The sequence below is a fragment of the Pseudomonas sp. 102515 genome, from assembly GCF_031085165.1.
Taxonomy (GTDB): domain Bacteria; phylum Pseudomonadota; class Gammaproteobacteria; order Pseudomonadales; family Pseudomonadaceae; genus Chryseomonas.
In genome coordinates, this window is sequence record NZ_JAVHTY010000002.1 from 861,568 (window position 1) to 881,792 (window position 20,225).

The window sequence follows — 20,225 nt, forward strand, 5'->3', positions numbered from 1 at the left end:
CCAGATGAGCCGACAGCGGCAATTGGGACTGTAATGGAAGTAGGGTCGTTGGGCTTCGTGGTCGCGGGGCTAGTGGTTGGCTTCATCGTTGGCATGACGGGCGTGGGCGGCGGTTCGCTGATGACCCCCATCCTGCTCTGGTTCGGGATCAACCCTGCTGCAGCGGTAGGCACCGATCTGCTCTATGCCGCCATCACCAAGGCGGGCGGCGTCTTCGTCCACCAGCGCAATCGCAACATCGACTGGACGGTGACCGGCTGGCTGGCTGCCGGCAGCGTGCCCGCGGCAGCCCTGACGCTGCTCGCCCTGGCGCTGCTGCCCGGTGATCAGCACGCTACCAATACCCTCATCAAGCATGCCCTGGGCATCGTGCTGCTGCTGACGGCCCTGGCCATCCTCTTCAAAAAACAGATCTTCGCCTTTGCCAGTCGTCATGCCAGCGACCGCTTTCACCTGAGTCCCGGGCGGCTCAATGCCCTGACGGTGCTTACCGGCGCAGTGCTGGGCTTCATGGTGACCCTGACTTCCATCGGCGCGGGGGCCCTGGGCACGGTGGCGCTGTTCCTGCTCTATCCGCTGATGGCGACCCGGCGTCTGGTCGGCACCGAGATCGCCCACGCGGTACCCTTGACCCTGGTGGCGGGACTCGGTCACGCCGGCCTGGGCAATCTGGACTGGCATGTGCTGGGCTTTCTGCTGCTAGGTTCCTTGCCGGGCATCTTCCTGGGCAGCCATCTCTCCGGGCGCATACCGGATGGCGTGCTGCGGCCCTGCCTGGCGATCATGCTGCTGGTCATAGGCACCAAGCTGGTGGTCTGAACACCCGCGACAAACTTGAGGACATTCATCGGACGACTACTGGCGATCCGCCAGGAGAAAACATTTCTAGGATAGGCGGTACTCAGCTCGTTATCGCGATTGCCGATAACCTGTTCGTCGAGTTCTCTCTTGGAGCTGCCCATGTTTTCCGCCTCTGCCGAATCCGTCGTTGTCGACGATGCTTCCGCGTACCATGCCCTGCGCCAGGCGCTGGACCGCTCCCTGGCGGCGATCGAATTCGATCTGCAGGGCACGATCCTTCACGCCAACGACAACTTCCTGCAGACCTTCGGCTATCGCCTCGACGAGATCAGCGGACGACAGCACCGCCTGTTCTGCCCGCCCGGGGTGGCGGAGAGCGAAGACTATCAGGACTTCTGGGCGGCGCTGGGGCGTGGCGAGTTCCACAGCGGCGTCTATCGCCGCAAACACAAGGACGGCAGCCTGAGGTGGATCCACGCCACCTACAATCCGCTGTTGGATGCGCAAGGGCGTCCGCAACGCATCATCAAGTTCGCCACCGACATCACCGAGGCGCGCCTGCAGGCGGTCGAATACGAAGGCAAGATCGAAGCCATCCATCGCTCCCAGGCGGTGATCGAATTCGATCTGCAGGGCACTGTGCTCTGGGCCAATGACAACTTCCTCGGCATGACCGGCTATGCGCTGGAAGAGTTGCGCGGGCGTCATCACAGCCTGATGTGCCCTGCCGACTACGCGCGTTCGGCGGAGTACGCCCTGCTGTGGAATCGGCTGGGGCAGGGGGTCTTCGATACCGGGGTCTACAAGCGTATCCGCCGCGATGGCCGGCCGATCTGGATCCAGGCCACCTACAATCCCATCCTCGATGGCGACGGGCGGCCCTACAAGGTGGTGAAGTTCGCCACCGATGTCACCGATGCGCAACTGCAGGCCGCCGAATTCGCAGGCAAGATGGCCGCCATCGACCGTGCCCAGGCGGTGATCGAATTCGATCTGCATGGCAACATCCTGACGGCCAACGAGAACTTCTTGTCGGCCCTGGGTTACAGCCTGGACGAGGTGCGCGGCAAGCATCACCGGATCTTCTGCGAACCCGAGCATGCTCGCTCGCCAGGCTATCGTCTGTTCTGGGAAAAGCTCGGCCGCGGCGATTTCGATGCCGGGCTGTACAAGAGACGCGCCAGCGACGGCCGCCAGGTGTGGATCCAGGCCACCTACAACCCCATCCTCGATGCGGAGGGCAAGCCCTACAAGGTGGTCAAGTTCGCCAGCGACGTCACCGAGAGTCAGCTGCGCAACAGCGACTACGAAGGCAAGGTGGCGGCCATCGACCGATCTCAGGCCATCGCCGAGTTCTCCCTCGACGGCACGGTGCTCGCCGCCAACCGCAACTTCCTGCTGGCCCTCGGTTACCAGACCGATGAAGTGGTGGGCAAGCATCACCGCATCCTCTGTCCCGACGACTATGCCCGCTCGGCGGATTACCGGTTGTTCTGGGATAAGTTGGCGCGGGGCGAATTCGACGCGGGGGTGTACAAGAGGCGCAACAGCCGGGGCGAGGAGATCTGGATCCAGGCGACCTACAACCCGATATTCGACGCCGATGGCAAGCCGTGCAAGGTGGTGAAGTTCGCCGTGGACATCACCGAGAGCCAGATTCGCAACAGCGACTACGCCGGCAAGGTGGCGGCCGTCGATCGCGGCCAGGCGGTGATCGAATTCGACCTGACCGGGAAGATCCTCGAGGCCAATCGCAATTTCCTGGCGACGCTGGGTTATCGCCTGGAAGAAATCCGTGGCCAGCATCACCGTATCTTCTGCGAGGCAGAGCACGTCGCCTCCGGCGAATACCGTGAATTCTGGGCGCGCCTGGCCCAGGGCGAGGTGTTTGGCGGGCGTTTCATGCGGTTGAGCAAGTTCGGCCAGCGCATCTGGATCCAGGCCACCTACAACCCCATCTTCGACGCCGAAGTCCAGGTGCACAAGGTGGTGAAATTCGCCACCGACATCACCCGGCAGGTGGAGATGGAGCAGCACGTGCGCCAGAAGATCGAGCAGATGAATCTTTCGCTGCACGCCCTGACCCGCTCCATCAACCAGATCGCCGAGACCACCGACGACGCCAACCGCATGGCCCGACGCACCCTGGAAGAAGCCGAGCGCGGTTCCCTGACGCTGACCCGCTCGCTGGACGCCATGGAGGCCATAGGCACCACGGCGGGGGGCATCCAGGACATCGTCCAGGTGATCAGCGACATCGCCAACCAGACCAACATGCTGGCCTTCAACGCCGCCATCGAAGCGGCCCGCGCCGGTGAGCACGGGCTGGGTTTCTCAGTGGTGGCCGATGAGGTCCGCAAGTTGGCCGAGAAATCGTCCCAGGCGACCAAGGAGATCAACAAGCTGATCCTGGAATCGGTGAAGAGCATCGCCCAGGGCAGCGAAATCTCGCGCAGCGTGGGCGAGGCCTTCGGCCTGATCGCCGAAGGGGTGGGCAAGACCCAGCAGTCCATCGAGGCCATCAACGGTTCCACCGCGGCCCAGCTCGCCGATGCGGCGCGGGTCAATCAGCTGATCCAGGAGCTGGACGCGGCCACCACGCTCACGCTGGTGACCGGGGGAGCGCGATCGTGACCTCGACCCAGGGCGTCGTGCGGATCGGCGAACTGGAAGTCGCCCTGTCCGCCCAGGCCCTGGAACGCGTGGTGTCCTGGCCGGCGCGCCTGGCCCCTCACCCGAGTCCGGTGCCCTGGCTGCTGGGCCTCTTCGAGCTGGGCGGCCAGCCGCTGCCGCTGGTGGACGGTCATCGCCTGCTGGGGCTGCCGGCGGTCGAGCACGAGCGCCGGATCGCCGTGATCCGTCATGGGGGTGGACGCTTCGGCCTGGCCATCGATGGGGTGGTGGACATCCTCGAGCTGGCGGATGACGCCATCGTGCAATTGCAGGGGGCGCCCGGGCGCCTGCTGGGACAGCTGCATCTCCAGGCGGAGACCGGCCGGCTGGTGCATCTGCTGGATCTGCCGGCCCTGGCGGCCTTGCCGGGCTTCGAGGTCAGTGCCGACAGGCCGCCAGCGCTCCAGCGGCAGGCCGCCATTGTCACGGAAGAAGAGCGGCTCTATCTGCTGTTCGAGTGCGATGGGCGGCGCCTGTGCCTGGATGCGGCGGTGGTGCAGGAGCTGGTGGATCGACCGCAGCTGACGCCCAGCGAATTCGCCAGCGACAGCTGTCGCTACCAAGTGCAGCTGCGGGGCCAGGCCTTGCCGGTGCTGGAGCTGTCCGAGCTGCTGGGCCTTGTCCCGCCCGCGAACAGTCGCCATGAGCATTTGCTGGTGCTGGCAGCGGGCGACCAGGGTCAGTACCGCGTCGCTTTCGGTTTCGCGCGGCTGCTCGGCATGTGGCGCCGGGATCCGGCGCAGTGCGCGCCGCTGCTCGGCTTCGGCCTGGAGCGGCCCGGGCTGTTGCGGGGAATATTCAGCGAAGCGGATGGCGAGGCGGCGATCGTGATCGATCACCTGGCCCTGGGTTGCCAGGAGGCGGCGGTGGCCTATGCACGGATCTATCGCACCGATCGCGACTTGCTGCGCGAAGCGCGGCGTCAGGTCCGGCGCCAGCCGTGCCTCACCTTTCTCGCCGAATTGCTGTTCGCCGTCCCGCTGGAGCAGGTGGCCGAGGTCCTGCCCCTGCCAGCGCACTACCTGCGGCTCGGCCAGCGGGATCCGCGGTTGCTGGGGTTGATGGAGGTCCGCGGCCAGCAGATCACCCTGGTCTGCCTGCGTACCCTGGCCGGCGCGGCAGCGGTCGAGTCCGGTCCCGGCGATCAGGTGATCGTGGTGGAAGGGCAGCGCCAGCGCCTGGGTTTCGTAGTGCAGCGGGTGGAGGCCATCGAGGCCTTTACCGAGTTGCGAGCCGATGCCCTGGCGCGCAGCTGGCAGTTGCCAGGCGAGGGCGGGGCGGTACCTGCGCAGCGGGCGCAGAGCTGGGTGGGCGTAGGGTCCCCGGGCAACAGTCGCCAGGCGACCCTGATCGACCTCGGTGCGCTGGTGAAACGTCTGGAAGGTCAGGCTCGGCAGACCCTCCCGGAGCAGATTGCTGCGGCGATTTGACGATACCGCTCGTCACTTCGCCCAGCGGTCGGGTAACGGGTCACCCGTGGCTCTGGCTGGCGCCGCAGGCGTCCCTCATCGAAGCGGCAACGGTAGGCTAGAGCCCGCGGTGTTTTCCCGTTGGTACCAGGCGAGGTGCGCCATCGGCGCTCCTTTCGCCTGACCCGGATCGAGGCGTTCATCAGCATCTCGTCAAGAAATCTCGCGGCGCGTCGAACCAGAGAAAGACACAACTTTCCTGGGTGATCCCATGTTCAACTCCGCACTCAAACGCCGTATCGCTGACCTCGAAGCCGAGCTGGCCGAGCACCGTCAGCTGCGCGCGGCGTTCTGCAATGATGCCCTTTGCCTACTGCTGGACGCCCAGGGCCGGATCGAGGATTTCAACGACAACTTCGCCCAGTGCCTGGGGTACGTGCCGGGTAGCCTCACCGGACGGAGCCTGGACGACCTCATTCCGGACTACGTGAAGAAGCTGGTCTGCTATGGCGATCTGAAGCGCAGCTTCAATGAAGGTCGCCAGGCCAGTGGTATCTATCGGCTACTACGCGGGACGGGCGGCGTCGCCTGGCTCTATGCGATCTGGACGCCGGTGCGGGATACCCAGGGGCGGGTCAAGCAGATCCGCTGCTACGCCTATGACCGTACCGAGCAGGTGGAAACCTCCACCGAGCACTCGGGCATCATCAATGCGCTGCTGCGCTCCACCGCGGTGATCGAATTCGATCTCTCCGGCGAGGTGCTCACCGCCAACGAGCGCTTCCTGCAGGGCATGGGCTATTCGCTGGCGCAGATCGTCGGCAAGCACCACCGGATGTTCTGCAGCCGCGAAGAGTCGGAATCCGCCGACTATCGCGTCTTCTGGGAGCGGCTCAACCGGGGCGACTATGTCGCCAGTCGCTTCAAGCGCATCGACAGCCATGGCCGCACGGTCTGGCTGGAGGCCTCCTACAATCCGGTGCTCAACACCCGCGGCGAGCTGTACAAGGTCATCAAGTTCGCCACCGTCATCACCGAGCAGGTGGAGCAGGAACTGGCGGTGGCCGAAGCGGCCCGGGTCGCCTTCGACATTTCCCAGACCACCGACGAAAGCGCCCGTCAGGGTGCGGCGGTGGTGCAGGACACGGTAGCGGTGATGACTCGCATCGCCGGCGAGATCCAGGTCGCCGCCAATGGCATCGAAGACCTTGGCAAGCAGTCGCTGGTGATCAGCGCCATCGTCAAGACCATCAGCGGCATCGCCGAGCAGACCAATCTGCTGGCGCTCAACGCGGCCATCGAAGCCGCCCGGACGGGCGAGCAAGGGCGTGGCTTCGCCGTGGTGGCGGATGAGGTCAGGCAACTGGCCGGGCGCACCAGCAAGGCGACCGAAGAAATCGTCGGGGTGGTGCAGCAGAACCAGCAACTGGCGCAAACCGCGGTCAGCAACATGGCCGCCAGCCGGCAGCAGGCGGAGCAGGGGCTGCACCTGGCGAGCAACGCCGGGGTGCGCATCACCGAGATCCAGGAGGGTGCCCGCCAGGTGGTGGGCGCGGTCAGCCAGTTCGCCCGGCGGCTGAGTTAAGGCTGTTCGTCCCAGCCGGGGGCGCTGTACCACGCATAACCGGCCGCATCGAGTTCCAGCCAGCGGCCCTGGTGGATGACCATCCGGGTCGCCACCTCCGGACTGGCCAGACCGGTCGCCACCAGCAGGCTGCGGATCAGGGCGCCATGGGCCACCAGCAGCGTGGGGCCCTGGAGTTCGTCCAGCAGCGGACGCACCCGCTCGGCGGCATCGGCATAGCTTTCGCCACCGGGTACCCGAAAGGTATAGGGCTCGGCGGCGCGCCGGGCGTGCTGCTCGGGATAGCGCTGGGCGATGGTCGGCATGTCCAGTCCCTCCCAGTCACCGAAGGCCTTTTCCGCCAGGCGCGCATCGCGGGCCAGGCTTCTCGGCGTGCCCGGCAGCTGCGCCAGGATCAGGTCGAGCGTTGCACTGGCGCGTTGCAGCGGACTGCTCAGGCAGGCGAAGCGAGAGATGTCGAGGCGTTCGCGCAGGGCCAGGCCCACGGCTTCGGCCTGGGCACGGCCGCGGCCATTGAGCGGTATGTCCTGGCGACCCTGGAGGCGACCGCTGGCGTTCCAGTCGGTTTCGCCGTGACGGATCACCAGCAGGGGAGAGGGGAAGGGCAAGGGTATCAATCCAGGGCAGTGGGCAGGGTAAGGATGAAACGCAGGCGGTCGTCTTCCAGGCGCGCGACCAGGCTGCCGCCATGGCCGCGGGCGATTTCCTGGGCGAGACAGCAGCCCAGGTCCAGGCGGGCGGGTTGCCCGGCATCGGCCTGGGTCAGCAGCGGCTGGAACACCTGGTTCAGGGTGGCGGGGTCCACTACGGCGGTGCTGCTTTCCACGGCGAGGCGATAGCAGCGTTCGTCGAGCACGCCGCGCAGCAGCTGGGTGCCGCCGGCAGGATTGCGGGAAGCGACCCACTCCAGCAGCGCGCCCACGGCCTGCAGCAGGCGCGGCAGGTCGAGGCGCAGGGCGGCGGGTAGCGCGGGCAACTCGCTGCGCAGGGTCTGGTCGGGGAAACGCGTCTGCAGCCTGGCGATCAGGTCCTGGAGCCGATCATTGACGCCTTCCACCAGGGCCGGCTTCAGGGGCAGGCCATGGCCCAGGCGCGCGCGCACGAAGTCGGCAGCCGCGGCGCTGCGTTCGGCCAGGCGCTGGGCCTCGGCTTGCCAGCGCTGCGCCTGGGAGGCATCCGCGGGCGCGTTCTTGGCCAGCGCCTGCAGCGGCCGCTGCAGATCCTCTTCCAGCAGCACCAGCAGCTGTTCGCGCAACGGCGTGAGATCGACGTCGCCACGCGCACCGGGGCTTTCCTCGCGACGCTGTTCTTCCCGGGCGAGCAGTTCGCCCAGCAGGCGGGCGAAGCCGTCCAGGGTAGCGATCACCGGGCGCTGCTCGAGCAGCGGCGCGGGCTGGGGATCGAAGGCGCACAGCGTGCCGAAGAAGGTGCCGTTGGGACGAAACACCGGGACCGACAGATAGCTCTTCCAGCCATAGAGGCCGGGCGCCGGATGGTCGCAGTAGGTGGGATTCTGGGTCACGTCGCTGATGATCACGGCGTCGTGGGAGGAGCGCACGTGGTTGCAGAGGGTGGATTCGAGATCCAGTTCGGCGCCGGGTTGCAGGCCGTAGGCGATGCGATCCTCCACCGCACAGGCGATCCAGCGCTGCTCGGTGACCTCGGCAACAGTGGCGACCCCAAGGCCGCTGACATCGCAGACGACGCGCAGGAGCGCCGCGACGGAGTCCAGGGACGCCAGCAGCTCGATGCTTTCGACGGTACTGGAGGGTTGGCTGGGCATGGCGCGGTAGTTCTCTGGCGGACAGGCCCTGAACGCTAGGCCAAGAGACGCCCGAGGGCAACCGTCTGCCGGCTGAGCGATCCGCGTGGCGGACGTTCGGGCCGCCTCCGTCTAGCCGATCAGGTCGGTGGCATAGGCCAGCACGGTCAGGCAGAGCAGCAGCAACAGCAGGTTGGCCGGGGTAATGCTTTTCATCGGGGAGATCCTTTCACGCAAGGGCTGTTCCTTGTCCAGATACACCTGGGACGGCCATGCCGGTGCTGGGGATCTCGGGGGGTGGAGCAGGTGCGCTCATCTCTGCGTCTCGATACTGCTGGCAAAGGACAGGTGTCGGAACGCCACTGTCGCCGTTCGTTCAGCGCCTGCCAGGGGAGGTGCGACATCTGGTCGAAGCGGCAGTGCGAGCGGTTCGCAGTTGCCAACCGCTGGGCAAGCCGGTAGCGTGACGTCCCATGCGAACCTTCCTTTGCCCCATCAGCGCCTACTACTACTACCTGACCAACATCGGGTGGTAGGTACTGCGCTGCATGACCGAACCGCCTAGGGCGGCTCGGTCAAGGCAACTTCTCCCGGTCTCCCAGGCACCGTCCAGCCACAGGAGACCCCATGGACAGCACCCAGCGAGACCTGCTCGCCACCCTCGAAGCCCGCGGCTTCGTGCACCAGGCCACCGATCGTGACGGCCTTGCGCGCGCCCTTGCCGCCGGACCGGTGACCGGCTATCTCGGCTTCGACGCCACCGCCGACAGCCTCCACGTCGGCCACCTGCAGGGCCTGATGCTGATGCGCTGGCTGCAGCGCGCCGGTCACCCTATCCTCCTGCTGATCGGCGGCGCCACCACCCGCATCGGCGATCCCAGCTTTCGCGACAGCAGCCGCCCGGTGCTCACCGACGGCCAGATCGCCCTGAACATGGCCGGCATCGCCAAGGCCTTCCACCGCTACCTGGAGGTCGGCGATGGCCATGGCCGCGCCCAGGTGGTGGACAACGCCGAATGGCTCGACGGCCTCGGCTACCTGGAGTTCCTCGGCGCCGTGGGCCGGCACTTTTCCATCAATCGCCTGCTGACCTTCGATGCCATCAGAAGTCGTCTCGACCGCCAGCATTCGCTGTCCTTCGAGGAGTTCGGCTACACCCTGCTGCAAGCCTACGACTTCGTCGAGTTGTCGCGGCGCTATGGCTGCACCCTGCAACTGGGTGGCGCCGACCAGTGGGCCAACATCATCAACGGCGTGGAGCTGTCGCGCCGGCAGGGCGGCCCCCAGCTCCATGGCCTGACCATGCCACTGCTGGCCACCCGTGATGGGCGCAAGATGGGCAAGTCGGCCCAAGGCGCGGTCTGGCTCAACGAGGAGCGGCTATCGGCCTTCGACTTCTGGCAGTTCTGGCGCAACTGCGACGATGCCGACGTCGCGCGCTTCCTGGCGCTGTTCACCGAATTGCCGCTGGACGAGGTGCGGCGGCTGGCCGCCCTGGCTGGCGCGGAAATCAATCTGGCGAAGGTCGTGCTGGCCAACGAGGCGACCCGACTGGCCCATGGCGAGCAGGCGCAGCGCGCGGCAGAGGCAGCTGCCGCCGGGGTGTTCGCCGACCAGGAAGGTACGGGTCAGTTACCGGACATCGCCCTGAGTCGCCGGCAGCTGGAGGCGGGTGTCAGCCTGGTCCAGTTGCTGGTCGAAGCGGGATTGCAGCCGTCGCGCAGTGCGGTCCGTCGCCTGGCGGAAGGCGGTGGCCTGCGGCTGGACGAGCGGCTCGTGCCCGATCCCGATGTGCTGCTCACGGCGGGCGACGTCGGTCGACGGGTGAGTCTGGGCAAGAAGCGGCATCTGCGCATCACACGGGCGGACTGAGGAGAAGGCGATGAAGGTCTGGGTGATAGGGCCTCGCGAGGCATAGGGCTGGGGCTGGTCGAGCGCTACCTGGGTCGTGGCGACCAGGTGCTGGCGCTGGTACGCACGCCGAATGCGGCGCTGGACGGCCTGGCGGCGACCGCCGCGGGGCGGCTGCGGGTGGTGACCGGCGATCTGTGCGATCCCGAGCTGGGCGCACGATTGCTGAGCGAAAGCGGCGATGAGCCGCTGGATCGGCTGATCGTCAATGCCGGCATCACGGGGCCGAAGGAGGCGCCGGGGCAGCGGGCGACCGCCGCGGAGCTGGGCGAGCTGTTCCTGACCAATGCCCTGGCGCCGCTGCGGCTGCTGGAGGCCCTGGCACCGCGGATGGCCACCGCGGGGGTGGCAGCCTGCCTGAGTTCGCAGATGGGCAGCGTCAGCCTGGCACGCGCCGCCGACATGCCGCTCTATGGCGCCAGCAAGGCGGCGCTCAACAGCCTGTTGCAGAGCTGGGTCGCCGGGCAGCAACCGGCGTTCGCCGTGCTGGCGCTGCACCCGGGCTGGGTGCGTACCGAGTTGGGCGGGACCAGCGCGCCGGTCGCGGTGGCCGATAGCGTCGCCGGCCTGGTGGCGACCATGGAGGCCAAGGCCAGCCAACGCGGCTGCGCCTTTCTCGACTATCAGGGGCAAGCCCTGCCCTGGTGAGCGAGGAACCGGATCGCTCGGTGCGGCTGAGCGATCCGGCCCTTGTCCGACCCAGGCCGAGGATCGAAGATGAGTCCATCATCCTGGGGAGTGCCACCATGCGCATCGACGAGCGAACCTTTCTGGTAACCGGCGCCGGTTCCGGCCTCGGCGCCGCCACCGCCGAGGCGCTGATCGCGGCAGGCGCCCGGGTGGCGCTGCTGGATCTCCAGGCCGACGCCGCGCAGGCCCAGGCCGAACGGCTCGGCGACCAGGCCCTGGCGCTCGCCGTGGACGTGACCGATGCGGAAGCCCTGAGCATCGCCATCGATACCCTCCTGGCCCGCTGGGGCAGTCTGCAGGGGGCGATCAACTGCGCCGGTATCGTGGGCGGCGCACGCATCCTCGGACGCAACGGCCCCCACGATCTCGCCGCCTTCGCGCGCATCATCAACGTCAATCTGGTGGGCAGCTTCAACGTCCTGCGCCTGGCCGCCGCGGCCATGGCCCAGGGTGAGGCCGATGCGGGTGGTGAGCGCGGCGTGATCGTCAACACCGCCTCCATCGCCGCCTTCGACGGCCAGATCGGCCAGGCCGCCTATGCCGCCTCCAAGGGCGGCGTCGCCGCGCTCACCCTGCCGGCGGCGCGCGAACTGGCCGGGCAGGGCATCCGGGTCATGACCATAGCGCCCGGCGTCTTCGAGACGCCCATGATGGCCGGCATGACCCTCGAGGTGCGCGACGCCCTGGCCGCCAATGTGCCCTTTCCCCCGCGCCTCGGCCGCGGCGAGGAATTCGCCGCCCTGGTCCGCCACATCATCGAGAATCCCATGCTCAACGGCGAGGTGATCCGCCTCGACGGCGCGCTGCGCATGGCCCCGCGCTAGGAGATTTGCCATGAACGATCCCATTGTCATCGTCGCCGCCGCCCGTACCTCCATGGGGGCCCTGGGCGGTGAACTGGCGGCGCTTTCGGCGCCGCACCTGGGCAGTGCCGTGGTTCGCGCCGTGCTGGAGCGGGCCGGCTGGGCGCCGGAACGGGTCGACGAGGTGCTGCTGGGCTGCGTGCTCCCCGCCGGCCTCGGCCAGGCACCCGCCCGCCAGGCGGCCCTTGGCGCGGGCCTGGCCCAGAGCACGCGCTGCACCACCCTGAACAAGATGTGCGGTTCGGGCATGCAGGCGGCCATCCTCGGCCATGACCTGCTGCGCGCCGGCAGTGCCGAGGTGGTGGTGGCGGGCGGCATGGAAAGCATGAGTCGCGCGCCCTATCTGCTGGAAAAGGCCCGCAGCGGCTACCGCCTCGGCCACGGCGCCCTGATCGACAGCCTGTTTCTCGACGGCCTGGAGGACGCCTACGAACCTGGGCGCCTGATGGGCACCTTCGCCGAGGATTGCGCGGCGCGGCTGGGTATCGGCCGCGAGCGCCAGGATGCCTATGCCCAGCAGTCCCTCGCCCGGGCGCGCCAGGCCCAGGCCAGTGGCGCCTTCGCCACCGAGATCGTCGCGGTGGAGGTGGCGGGGCGCAAGGAAACCCTGAGCATCGACACCGATGAACAACCCCGTCGCGCCGATCCGGCGCGCATTCCCACCCTCAGGCCGGCCTTTCGCGAAGGCGGTACTGTCACCGCGGCCAACGCCAGCTCCATCTCGGATGGCGCCGCGGCGCTGCTGCTGATGCGGGCCAGCATGGCGGCGAGCGAAGGCCTGAGACCGCTGGCGACGATCCGTGGCCATGCCGCCCATGCCGGCGCCCCGGGTGACTTTCCCACCGCGCCCATCGGCGCCATCCGCACCTTGCTCGAGCGCATCGACTGGCAGCTGAGCGACGTCGACCTGTTCGAGATCAACGAAGCCTTCGCCGTGGTGGCCCTGGCCGCCCAGGACGCCCTGGGGCTGGACCCGGAACGCCTGAACGTGCACGGTGGCGCCTGTGCCCTGGGCCATCCCATCGGCGCGTCCGGCGCGCGGATCCTGGTCACCCTGATCCAGGCGCTGCGCCAGCGCGGTCTGCGCCGGGGCGTGGCCGCCATCTGCATCGGCGGCGGCGAGGCTACGGCCATGGCGCTGGAACTCAACGACTAGACAAGGACAAGGAGAAGACCATGAGCGAACCCTCTGCCGAATCGACCCTGCTGCTGGAGATCGAGGCGCGTGTCGCCCTCATCACCCTCAACCGCCCCAAGGCGCTCAACGCCCTCAATGCCCAGTTGCTCCACGAGCTGGACGCCATGCTGGCGCGCCTGGACGCCGATCCCGAGGTCGGTTGCGTGGTGCTCACCGGCTCGGCCAAGGCCTTTGCCGCGGGCGCCGACATCAAGGAAATGGCCGGGCAGGGCTATCCACAGATCTACCTGGATGACTACTTCCGCGTCGCCGACCGCATCGCCGAGCGGCGCAAGCCGCTGATCGCCGCCGTCGCTGGCTACGCCCTGGGCGGTGGCTGCGAACTGGCGCTCCTGTGCGACTTCATCTATGCCGCCGACACCGCGCGCTTCGGCCTGCCGGAGATCACCCTGGGCGTCATTCCCGGCATCGGCGGCACCCAGCGCCTGACCCGCGCCCTGGGCAAGGCCAAGGCCATGGAACTGTGCCTGACCGGGCGGCAGCTGCACGCCGCCGAAGCCGAGCGCGCCGGCCTGGTCGCCCGGGTGTTCCCCGCCGACGAGTTGCTGGAGCGCACCCTGGAAGCCGCCCGTGGCATCGCCAGTCGTTCCCTACCGGCGACCCTGCTGCTCAAGGAGAGCGTCAATCGCGCCTTCGAGACCAGCCTGGCCGAGGGCATCCGCTTCGAGCGCCGGGTCTTCCATTCGCTGTTCGCCAGCGCCGACCAGAAGGAGGGCATGGCCGCCTTCGTCGAGAAGCGCCCGGCGAAGTTCGAGCATCGTTGAGCACACCCCGCGCTCGTCAGAGGCGCTAGACTGACCGTTTCAGCCCAGCGTCGCAGAGTCTTCGGATGCGTATCGAGCCCTTGCCACCCCTGACCAATCTGGTTGCCTTCGAGGCAACGGTCAGGCTGGGCAGCTTTACCCGGGCGGCGCTGGAGCTCAACCTCACGCAGAGCGCCATCAGCCGTCAGGTGGCGCAGCTGGAGGCCTTTCTCGGTCGCGCACTGTTTCGTCGAGAGCACAAGCGGCTGCACCTGACCGTCTCCGGGCAGCGCTATGCCGAGCGGGTTCAGCAGTTGCTCGCGGGTCTCGCGGAAACCACCGCGGACGTCATGGATCTCAGCGGCGAGCAGCAGCTGGTGCTCGCCTGCTCCTCGGGTGTGGCCGCGCTGTGGCTGGGCCCGCTGATCGGCCGCTTCGCCAGTGCCTTTCCCGGCATCGACGTGCGCCTGCGAGTGCTGGACAACCTCGATACCCTGCTCAAGCCCGAATTCGATCTGGCGCTCTATTTCCTGCGTGAGCCACCGCCCCCGGGGTTGGCCGGTCGCCAGTTGTTTCCCGAATGGGTGGGCGCCTATTGCGCGCCGGCCTACCTGGGCGGGCGTCAGCTGTCCCCCCTGGAATTGCTCGACCGGCGCTTGCTGATGATCGAGGACGGGCAGCGGCGCTGGCTGTCCTGGGTGGAATGGTTCGCGCGGCTAGGCTATCCCGCCCCGCGGATCCACCAGCGCCTTACCGTGAGTCAGTACCCCATCCTGGTCGATCTGGCGGTGGCCGGCCACGGTATCGTCCTGGGTTGGCGCCCCATGATCGATGCCCATCTGCACGCGGGTGCCCTGGTGGCAGCCTGTGGCGAATGCGTGCAGGGGCAGGGAGGTTACTACCTGCTGTGGCCGGGCGATCGTCAGCCGGGCCTGGCGGCACGCCGTTTCGAAGCCTGGCTGAACGACAGCCTGAGCGCGCCGCACTGACCTCCTCTTGCATGCGCCAGGCGCATGCAAACACCTGCAATCAGCGTTTTGCCGCGTTCCGGGTAGCCCCTTAAGCTCGGCGCCAGAGGGCAGAGATCCTCGTCCTGTTTCCTTCATCGAAACTGCCGTCGCCGGTGCAGGGACTCCCGAGTTTCCTGCGTGACTCGCATTCAGGGAGCCAACAATGCAGAGCGCTACGACTTTCTCGCAGCCGTCCATCCTTCAGCGCCGCCAGGCCAACAAGGCGGTGGTCGCCACTGTGATCGGCAACGGTCTGGAATGGTTCGACTTCACCGTCTACAGCTTCTTCTCCGTGATCATCGCCAAGGTGTTCTTTCCGAGCGCTAACGAGCTGACCTCCTACCTGCTGGCCCTCGCCACCTTCGGGGTCGGCTTCTTCATGCGGCCGGTCGGGGGCATTCTGCTCGGTATCTATTCCGATCGTAGCGGCCGCAAGGCGGCGCTGTCCCTGACCATCCTGCTGATGGCCGCCGGGACCCTGATCATCGCCGTGACCCCGGGCTATGCCCAGCTCGGCCTGTTCGCGCCCGCGCTCATCGTCTTCGCCCGGCTGCTGCAGGGCTTTTCCGCCGGGGGCGAAATGGGCAGCGCCACCGCCTTTCTCACCGAGCACGCACCCGCTGGCCAGAAGGCCTATTACTCCAGCTGGATCCAGGCCAGCATCGGCGTGGCCGTGGCGCTGGGGGCGGGCTTCGGCGCCCTGCTGTCGGCCTTGTTGACGCCGGAGCAACTGGAGAGCTGGGGCTGGCGGCTGCCGTTCCTGTTCGGCTCGCTGATCGGCCCCATCGGGTTCTATATCCGCAGCCGCATCGACGAGACGCCGGCCTATGCCACCGTCCAGCGGGCCCAGTCGCCCTTGCGCGAGGTCCTGCGCGTCTACCCGCGGCAGACGGCGACCAGCTTTTCCATGGTCGTGCTGTGGACGGTATGCACCTATGCCGTGCTGTTCTACCTGCCGTCCTATGCGACCCGGGTGCTGGGCCTGCCCAGTGGCCTGGGCTTCACCGCCGGCATGCTCGGTGGCCTGGTGCTGCTGGTGGCGACACCGCTGGTAGGGCGCCTGGCGGATCGCCATAGCAAGCGACCCTGGCTGCTGGGGTCGGCCGTGGCCATCTTCTGTGCCGCCTGGCCGCTGTTCTGGATGCTCAATCGCTGGCCGGGCCTGGCTTCCCTGCTGGTGTTCCAGGCCGTGCTGGGGCTGCTGATCTCCGGTTATCTGGGCGGCCTGCTGGCGGCCTTCGGCGAATTGTTGCCGACCCGGGTGCTCTCCACCGGGCTGTCGGTGGCCTACAACTTCGCGGTGACGCTGTTCGGCGGCTTCGCCACCTTTACCGTGACCTGGCTGATCGCCGCCACCGGCAGCCCGTTGGCGCCGGCCTTCTACATCATGTTCGCCGCGGCCATCAGTGCCGTGGGCGCCGCGCTGTTCCGCGACGCCGCCAGCGGCCAACCATCGGGAGAATCCGCATGACTCGAAGCACCCCCCTGCTGCTGCGCAACGGCAAGCTGCTGGATCTGGCGAGCGGTACCCTGATCACCGGCAAGGAAGTGCTGGTGACAGGTGAACGCATCACCGCGGTCCGTGACCAGAGCGCTAACCCGCCAGGCGATGCCACGGTGATCGAACTGGGCGGCCGTACCCTGATGCCGGGCCTCATCGATTGCCACGTGCATGTGCTGGCGTCCAGTGCCAACCTGGGTTTCAACGCCCTGCAGCCCAACGCCATCATCATGTACCGCGCCTTGCCGATCCTGAGCGCGATGCTCGACCGCGGTTTTACCACCGTTCGCGATGCCGGCGGTGCGGACTGGGCGCTGGCGCGCTCCATTGCCCTGGGTCTGGTGCCGGGCCCGCGGATCTTCGCCTCCGGCAAGGCGCTGTCGCAGACCGGCGGCCATGGTGACATGCGGGCGCGTGGGGAGCTCTTGCTGAACGAGCCGTGCAGTTGCTGCTTCCGTGCTGGCGCCATCGCCCGGGTGGTGGACGGGGTGGACAACGTGCGCAAGGCGGTGCGCGAAGAACTGCAACAGGGCGCCAGCCAGATCAAGATCATGGCCTCCGGCGGTGTTTCGTCGCCCACCGATCCCATCGCCAACACCCAGTACAGCGAAGCCGAGATCCGCGCCATCGTCGAGGAAGCCGAGGCGGCCAACACCTATGTGATGGCCCATGCCTATACTGCCCGCGCCATTCGCCGCGCCGTGGCGTGCGGGGTACGCACCATCGAACACGGCAATCTGGTCGACCGGGAGACGGCGCAGTTCATGCGCGAGCGGGGCGCCTTCGCCGTGCCCACCCAGGTGACCTACGAGATGCTCGCCGAGCACGGCGCCCGCTATGGGCTGCCCGCCGATTCCGTGGCCAAGATCGAAGACGTCCGCCTGGCGGGCCGTCACGCCCTGGAATTCTTCGCCGAGGCGGGCGTACCCATGGGCTACGGCTCCGACCTGCTGGGCGAGATGCACGAATACCAGACCCAGGAACTGCGCATTCGCGCCGAGGTGCTGGGCAATCTGGAAGCCCTGCGCAGCGCCACCAGTGTCGCGGCGCGCATCCTCGAGCGCGAGGGCGAGCTGGGTTGCATCGCGACCGGCGCCCTGGCGGATCTGCTGGTCGTGGATGGCGATCCGTTGACCGATATCTCCTGCCTCGTGGGGCAGGGCGAAAGACTCGACGTCATCCTGCAAGGTGGCCGCCTGGTGAGGAATCGCCTCGCGTGAAGGGCGTCTTGCCGGCTTGGCGCGGTCGCAATGTAGCAGTCAACGCCCATGGAGAACTCGCGATGCACCTTGCCGCAACCGAACTCGGCAGCCGCTACCAGGCCTACCTCGACTGCCTCAACCGCCAGGCTTGGACGGAGCTTGGCCGTTATGTCCACGAGGCCGTCGCGCACAACGGCCGGCCGCTGGGATTGGCGGGTTACCAAGCCATGCTCGAAGGCGATCATGCCGCCATTCTCGTTCTGCACTTCACCGCGCGGCTGCAAGTGGTTGAAGCGCCCTGGCTGGCCGCGCAGCTGGATTTCGACTGCACACCGCGCGGCGAGCTATTCGGGCTGGCGGTGAACGGACGACAGGTGCGCTTCAGCGAGCACGTCTTCTATCGCTTCGAGAAAGGACGAATCCGCGAAGTGCGCTCGGTGATCGATATTGCTGCAATCGCTGCCCAGCTTGCCGAGGGCTAACCCGCCCGGGTCTGGCGCTGGCGATAGCCGAGGGGGCTGAGCCCCGTCCACTTGCGAAAGGCGCGCTGGAAGGAGCGGGGGTCGGCGAAACCCAGGCGCAGGGCCAGTTCGTCCAGGGGCAGGGCGCCCTGGTCCAACTGGCGACAGGCCAGGCGGCACCGGCGTTCGTCCTTGAGGCGCTGGTAGGTCTGGCCGCTCGCGGCCAACTGGCGCCTCAGGGTGGCGGGCGCGAGACCCAGGGTCGCGGCCAGGCTGACGGCATCCGGCCAGTCCTCTGGGGGGCAAGTGCGTAACAGGGCGCGGATGCGGGCGATCAGGCTGGCGTCGTCGCGATAGTGCACCAGCAGATTGCCCGGGGCGGCGGCGATGAAGCGGCGCGCATCCGCGGCACTGCGGCGGATCGGCAGGCCCAGCACCGCGGCGTCCAGCACCAGGTAGTCTTCGCCGCTGGCAAAGCTCAGGTTGGAGCCGAAGCGCTGGTGATAGTCGGCCAGCAGTTCCACTGGCGGCTCCTCGGCGGTCAGGCGGATCTCCTCCAGTGGCAAGCGGCGGCCCACCAGCCAGCAGGCCAGGCCGTGCAGGATCAGCCAGAGGGTGAAGACGGCGAAGCTGCCCGGCAGACTGCCCGCTGCCAGTCGCAAGGTCGCCTGCTCGCCATTGCGCTGCAGGCGCAGGTCGACGCCCAGGGTCAGGCGCAGGAAGTCGGCGCTCTGGCGCAGGGCGTCGCCCAGGGTCGGTTGCAGGCGGGTGCTCTGGCAGAGAAAGGCAAAGCTGCCGGCCGGGAGCGGACGTGGGCCAAGCGCGAAGAACTCGTCATCTAAACGCCGCGCCAGGCGATACCACAGCTGGCCGAACAGCGGCGCCGAGAGGCGCTCGTGGCCAAGCAGGAGGTCGGCGAGCTGGACGCCTTCGGCGGCGAGCAGGGCGTCCGGCGCCAGATTACTGCGCCGGCACAGCCCGGCCAGGGCCTCGTCGAGGATGCCTCGCGCCAGGCTGTCGCGCGGCAGGCCGGTCACAGATGCAGGGCCCGGCCCAGGGCCCGCAGCGCCGCTTCCTGCACCGCTTCGCCCAGGGTGGGGTGGGGATGCAGGGTGGCGGCGACGTCTTCCAGCTGCATGCCCATTTCCAGACTGTGGGAAAAGGCCGTGGCCAGTTCCGCCACCTGCTGCCCGGTGGCCTGCCAGCCGAGGATACGGTGGTCGTCCGCGCGGGCCACCACCCGCACGAAGCCTTCCGGCGCCTCCAGGGTGAGGGCGCGGCCATTGGCCGCGAAGGGAAAGCTGGCGACCCTGGTCTCCAGCCCCTGGGCCTTGGCCTGCTCGGGGGTGAGGCCGACCACCACGATCTCCGGATCGGTGTAGCAGACCGCCGGGATGGCCGCCGGGGCGAAGCGGCGGCGCTTGCCGGCGATCAGCTCGGCCACCACCTCGCCCTGGGCCATGGCGCGATGAGCCAGCAGAGGTTCGCCAGTGAGATCACCGATGGCCCAGACGTCGGTCATGCTGGTACGGCAGCCGTTGTCGACGCGGATGTAGCGACCGTCGTAATCCAGCGGCAGGCGTTCCAGGCCTTCGGTGCGGGGACGGCGGCCGGCGGCGACCAGGATGCGCTGGGCCGGTAGGATCTGTTCCTGGCCCTCGCCATGAGTCATACGCAGGCCCGCGCCGTCCGCGGCCAGACCGGCGACGGTGCAGCCCAGGTGCAGCTCGATACCCAGGCGTTCCAGCCGCTGGCGCAGCGGCGCCGTGAGTTCGGCGTCGTAGCCGGGCAGCAGGCGCGACTGGGCCTCCACCACCGCCACCCGGGCGCCCAGCTTGCGATAGGCGATGCCCAGCTCCAGGCCGATATAGCCGGCGCCCACCACCACCAGGTGTTCGGGAATCGCCGTGGGCGACAAGGCTTCGGTAGCCGAAATCACCGGACCACCGAAGGGCAGGCTGGGCAATTCCACCGAGGTGGAGCCCATGGCCAGCACCAGGTGCTCGGTGCGGATGCGCAGCCGCTCGCCGCCCTCGCGCTGCACCTCGACGGTCTTGCCGTCGAGGATCTCGGCCCAGCCTTCGACGACGGTCACCCCCTGCTTCTTGAGCAGGGCAGCGACGCCGGTGGTGAGACGGTCGACGATGCCATTCTTCCAGGCCACGGCCTGGCCGAGGTCCAGTTCCGGGCGCCCGTGGCGAATGCCCAGGCTGCCCTGTTCCGCACGACCGCAGGCCCGATGGTATTCCTCGGCCACGTGGATCATGGCCTTGGAGGGGATGCAGCCGACGTTGAGGCAGGTTCCGCCGAGGGCGGCGCCTTCTACTAGGGTGGTGGCGATGCCCAGCTGGGCGGCGCGCAGGGCGGCGACATAACCGCCGGGGCCGCCGCCAATGATGAGGAGTCGGGTGTCCAT

15 protein-coding genes and 4 pseudogenes are annotated in these 20,225 nt (G+C 67.9%); 15 read left to right on the forward strand and 4 right to left on the reverse strand.

The genetic code is table 11. The annotated features are described in order from the left end of the window. Window positions 1-33: 33 nt before the first annotated feature. The 6 genes and pseudogenes from RCF34_RS11100 to RCF34_RS23015 all read left to right on the forward strand — a co-directional run. Window positions 34-819, forward strand: coding sequence for a sulfite exporter TauE/SafE family protein (locus RCF34_RS11100; protein WP_308708198.1), 786 nt, complete (start codon window positions 34-36; stop codon window positions 817-819). Window positions 820-960: 141 nt separating this feature from the next. Next, window positions 961-2,823 (forward strand): annotated as a pseudogene (locus RCF34_RS11105) (PAS domain S-box protein); the annotation flags it as partial. A 165-nt stretch (window positions 2,824-2,988) separates the two neighbouring features. Then, window positions 2,989-3,435 (forward strand): annotated as a pseudogene (locus RCF34_RS23005) (methyl-accepting chemotaxis protein); the annotation flags it as partial. Further along, on the forward strand, window positions 3,432-4,904 hold the full coding sequence (locus RCF34_RS11110; RefSeq protein ID WP_308708200.1) for a chemotaxis protein CheW: 1,473 nt from the start codon (window positions 3,432-3,434) through the stop codon (window positions 4,902-4,904). The pseudogene RCF34_RS23005 and the gene RCF34_RS11110, both read left to right, overlap by 4 nt. 250 nt (window positions 4,905-5,154) lie before the next feature. Next, a pseudogene (locus tag RCF34_RS23010) lies at window positions 5,155-5,925 on the forward strand (PAS domain-containing protein); the annotation flags it as partial. A 105-nt stretch (window positions 5,926-6,030) separates the two neighbouring features. Next, window positions 6,031-6,468 (forward strand): annotated as a pseudogene (locus RCF34_RS23015) (methyl-accepting chemotaxis protein); the annotation flags it as partial. On the opposite strand, the gene RCF34_RS11120 reads toward RCF34_RS23015, so the two are convergent. Then, window positions 6,465-7,076 carry a histidine phosphatase family protein gene (locus tag RCF34_RS11120; protein WP_308708202.1) on the reverse strand — a complete coding sequence of 204 codons (612 nt, stop codon included), beginning with the start codon at window positions 7,074-7,076 and terminating at the stop codon, window positions 6,465-6,467. The pseudogene RCF34_RS23015 and the gene RCF34_RS11120 overlap by 4 nt on opposite strands. A gap of 5 nt (window positions 7,077-7,081) precedes the next feature. Further along, window positions 7,082-8,251: a GAF domain-containing protein gene (locus RCF34_RS11125; protein WP_308708203.1), complete on the reverse strand. Its 1,170-nt coding sequence runs from the start codon at window positions 8,249-8,251 to the stop codon at window positions 7,082-7,084. Window positions 8,252-8,857: 606 nt separating this feature from the next. On the opposite strand from RCF34_RS11125, the gene tyrS reads away from it, so the two are divergent. The 9 genes from tyrS (at window position 8,858) to RCF34_RS11170 (ending at window position 17,830) form a co-directional block, all read left to right on the forward strand. Further along, window positions 8,858-10,102, forward strand: coding sequence for a tyrosine--tRNA ligase (tyrS, locus tag RCF34_RS11130; RefSeq protein ID WP_308708204.1), 1,245 nt, complete (start codon window positions 8,858-8,860; stop codon window positions 10,100-10,102). Window positions 10,103-10,189: 87 nt separating this feature from the next. Then, entirely contained in the window at window positions 10,190-10,789 is a 600-nt protein-coding gene (locus tag RCF34_RS11135; protein ID WP_308708205.1) for an SDR family NAD(P)-dependent oxidoreductase, read from the forward strand. Between the two features lie 98 nt (window positions 10,790-10,887). Then, window positions 10,888-11,655 (forward strand): SDR family NAD(P)-dependent oxidoreductase, encoded by a 768-nt coding sequence (locus RCF34_RS11140; protein WP_308708206.1) that lies wholly within the window; start codon window positions 10,888-10,890, stop codon window positions 11,653-11,655. A 10-nt stretch (window positions 11,656-11,665) separates the two neighbouring features. Next, window positions 11,666-12,850: an acetyl-CoA C-acyltransferase gene (locus RCF34_RS11145; protein ID WP_308708207.1), complete on the forward strand. Its 1,185-nt coding sequence runs from the start codon at window positions 11,666-11,668 to the stop codon at window positions 12,848-12,850. Window positions 12,851-12,870: 20 nt separating this feature from the next. After that, complete coding sequence (locus RCF34_RS11150) at window positions 12,871-13,656, forward strand: enoyl-CoA hydratase (RefSeq protein WP_308708208.1); 786 nt, start codon at window positions 12,871-12,873, stop codon at window positions 13,654-13,656. A gap of 65 nt (window positions 13,657-13,721) precedes the next feature. Continuing rightward, window positions 13,722-14,624 carry a LysR substrate-binding domain-containing protein gene (locus RCF34_RS11155; RefSeq protein WP_308708209.1) on the forward strand — a complete coding sequence of 301 codons (903 nt, stop codon included), beginning with the start codon at window positions 13,722-13,724 and terminating at the stop codon, window positions 14,622-14,624. 184 nt (window positions 14,625-14,808) lie between these two features. Continuing rightward, window positions 14,809-16,116 (forward strand): MFS transporter, encoded by a 1,308-nt coding sequence (locus RCF34_RS11160; RefSeq protein WP_308708210.1) that lies wholly within the window; start codon window positions 14,809-14,811, stop codon window positions 16,114-16,116. Further along, window positions 16,113-17,366: an amidohydrolase family protein gene (locus tag RCF34_RS11165; protein WP_308708211.1), complete on the forward strand. Its 1,254-nt coding sequence runs from the start codon at window positions 16,113-16,115 to the stop codon at window positions 17,364-17,366. The genes RCF34_RS11160 and RCF34_RS11165 overlap by 4 nt, the downstream gene beginning before the upstream one ends. 62 nt (window positions 17,367-17,428) lie before the next feature. Beyond that, the gene (locus RCF34_RS11170; protein ID WP_308708212.1) at window positions 17,429-17,830 is read left to right on the forward strand and encodes an ester cyclase; all 402 of its coding nucleotides are present in this window, start codon (window positions 17,429-17,431) and stop codon (window positions 17,828-17,830) included. Here RCF34_RS11170 and RCF34_RS11175 read toward each other — a convergent pair. Then, entirely contained in the window at window positions 17,827-18,846 is a 1,020-nt protein-coding gene (locus RCF34_RS11175) for an AraC family transcriptional regulator ligand-binding domain-containing protein (protein ID WP_308708213.1), read from the reverse strand. The genes RCF34_RS11170 and RCF34_RS11175 overlap by 4 nt on opposite strands. Continuing rightward, window positions 18,843-20,225: a dihydrolipoyl dehydrogenase gene (lpdA, locus tag RCF34_RS11180; RefSeq protein WP_308708214.1), complete on the reverse strand. Its 1,383-nt coding sequence runs from the start codon at window positions 20,223-20,225 to the stop codon at window positions 18,843-18,845. Before lpdA ends, RCF34_RS11175 begins: the two co-directional genes overlap by 4 nt.

Coding starts and splice junctions, on each gene's coding strand:
- RCF34_RS11145 (WP_308708207.1), top strand. CDS start 11,666: ATGAACGATCCCATTGTCATCGTCGCCGCCGCCCGTACCTCCATGGGG.
- RCF34_RS11155 (WP_308708209.1), top strand. CDS start 13,722: ATGCGTATCGAGCCCTTGCCACCCCTGACCAATCTGGTTGCCTTCGAG.
- RCF34_RS11170 (WP_308708212.1), top strand. CDS start 17,429: ATGCACCTTGCCGCAACCGAACTCGGCAGCCGCTACCAGGCCTACCTC.
- RCF34_RS11160 (WP_308708210.1), top strand. CDS start 14,809: ATGCAGAGCGCTACGACTTTCTCGCAGCCGTCCATCCTTCAGCGCCGC.
- tyrS (WP_308708204.1), top strand. CDS start 8,858: ATGGACAGCACCCAGCGAGACCTGCTCGCCACCCTCGAAGCCCGCGGC.
- RCF34_RS11140 (WP_308708206.1), top strand. CDS start 10,888: ATGCGCATCGACGAGCGAACCTTTCTGGTAACCGGCGCCGGTTCCGGC.
- RCF34_RS11165 (WP_308708211.1), top strand. CDS start 16,113: ATGACTCGAAGCACCCCCCTGCTGCTGCGCAACGGCAAGCTGCTGGAT.
- lpdA (WP_308708214.1), bottom strand. CDS start 20,225: ATGGACACCCGACTCCTCATCATTGGCGGCGGCCCCGGCGGTTATGTC.
- RCF34_RS11125 (WP_308708203.1), bottom strand. CDS start 8,251: ATGCCCAGCCAACCCTCCAGTACCGTCGAAAGCATCGAGCTGCTGGCG.
- RCF34_RS11150 (WP_308708208.1), top strand. CDS start 12,871: ATGAGCGAACCCTCTGCCGAATCGACCCTGCTGCTGGAGATCGAGGCG.
- RCF34_RS11100 (WP_308708198.1), top strand. CDS start 34: ATGGAAGTAGGGTCGTTGGGCTTCGTGGTCGCGGGGCTAGTGGTTGGC.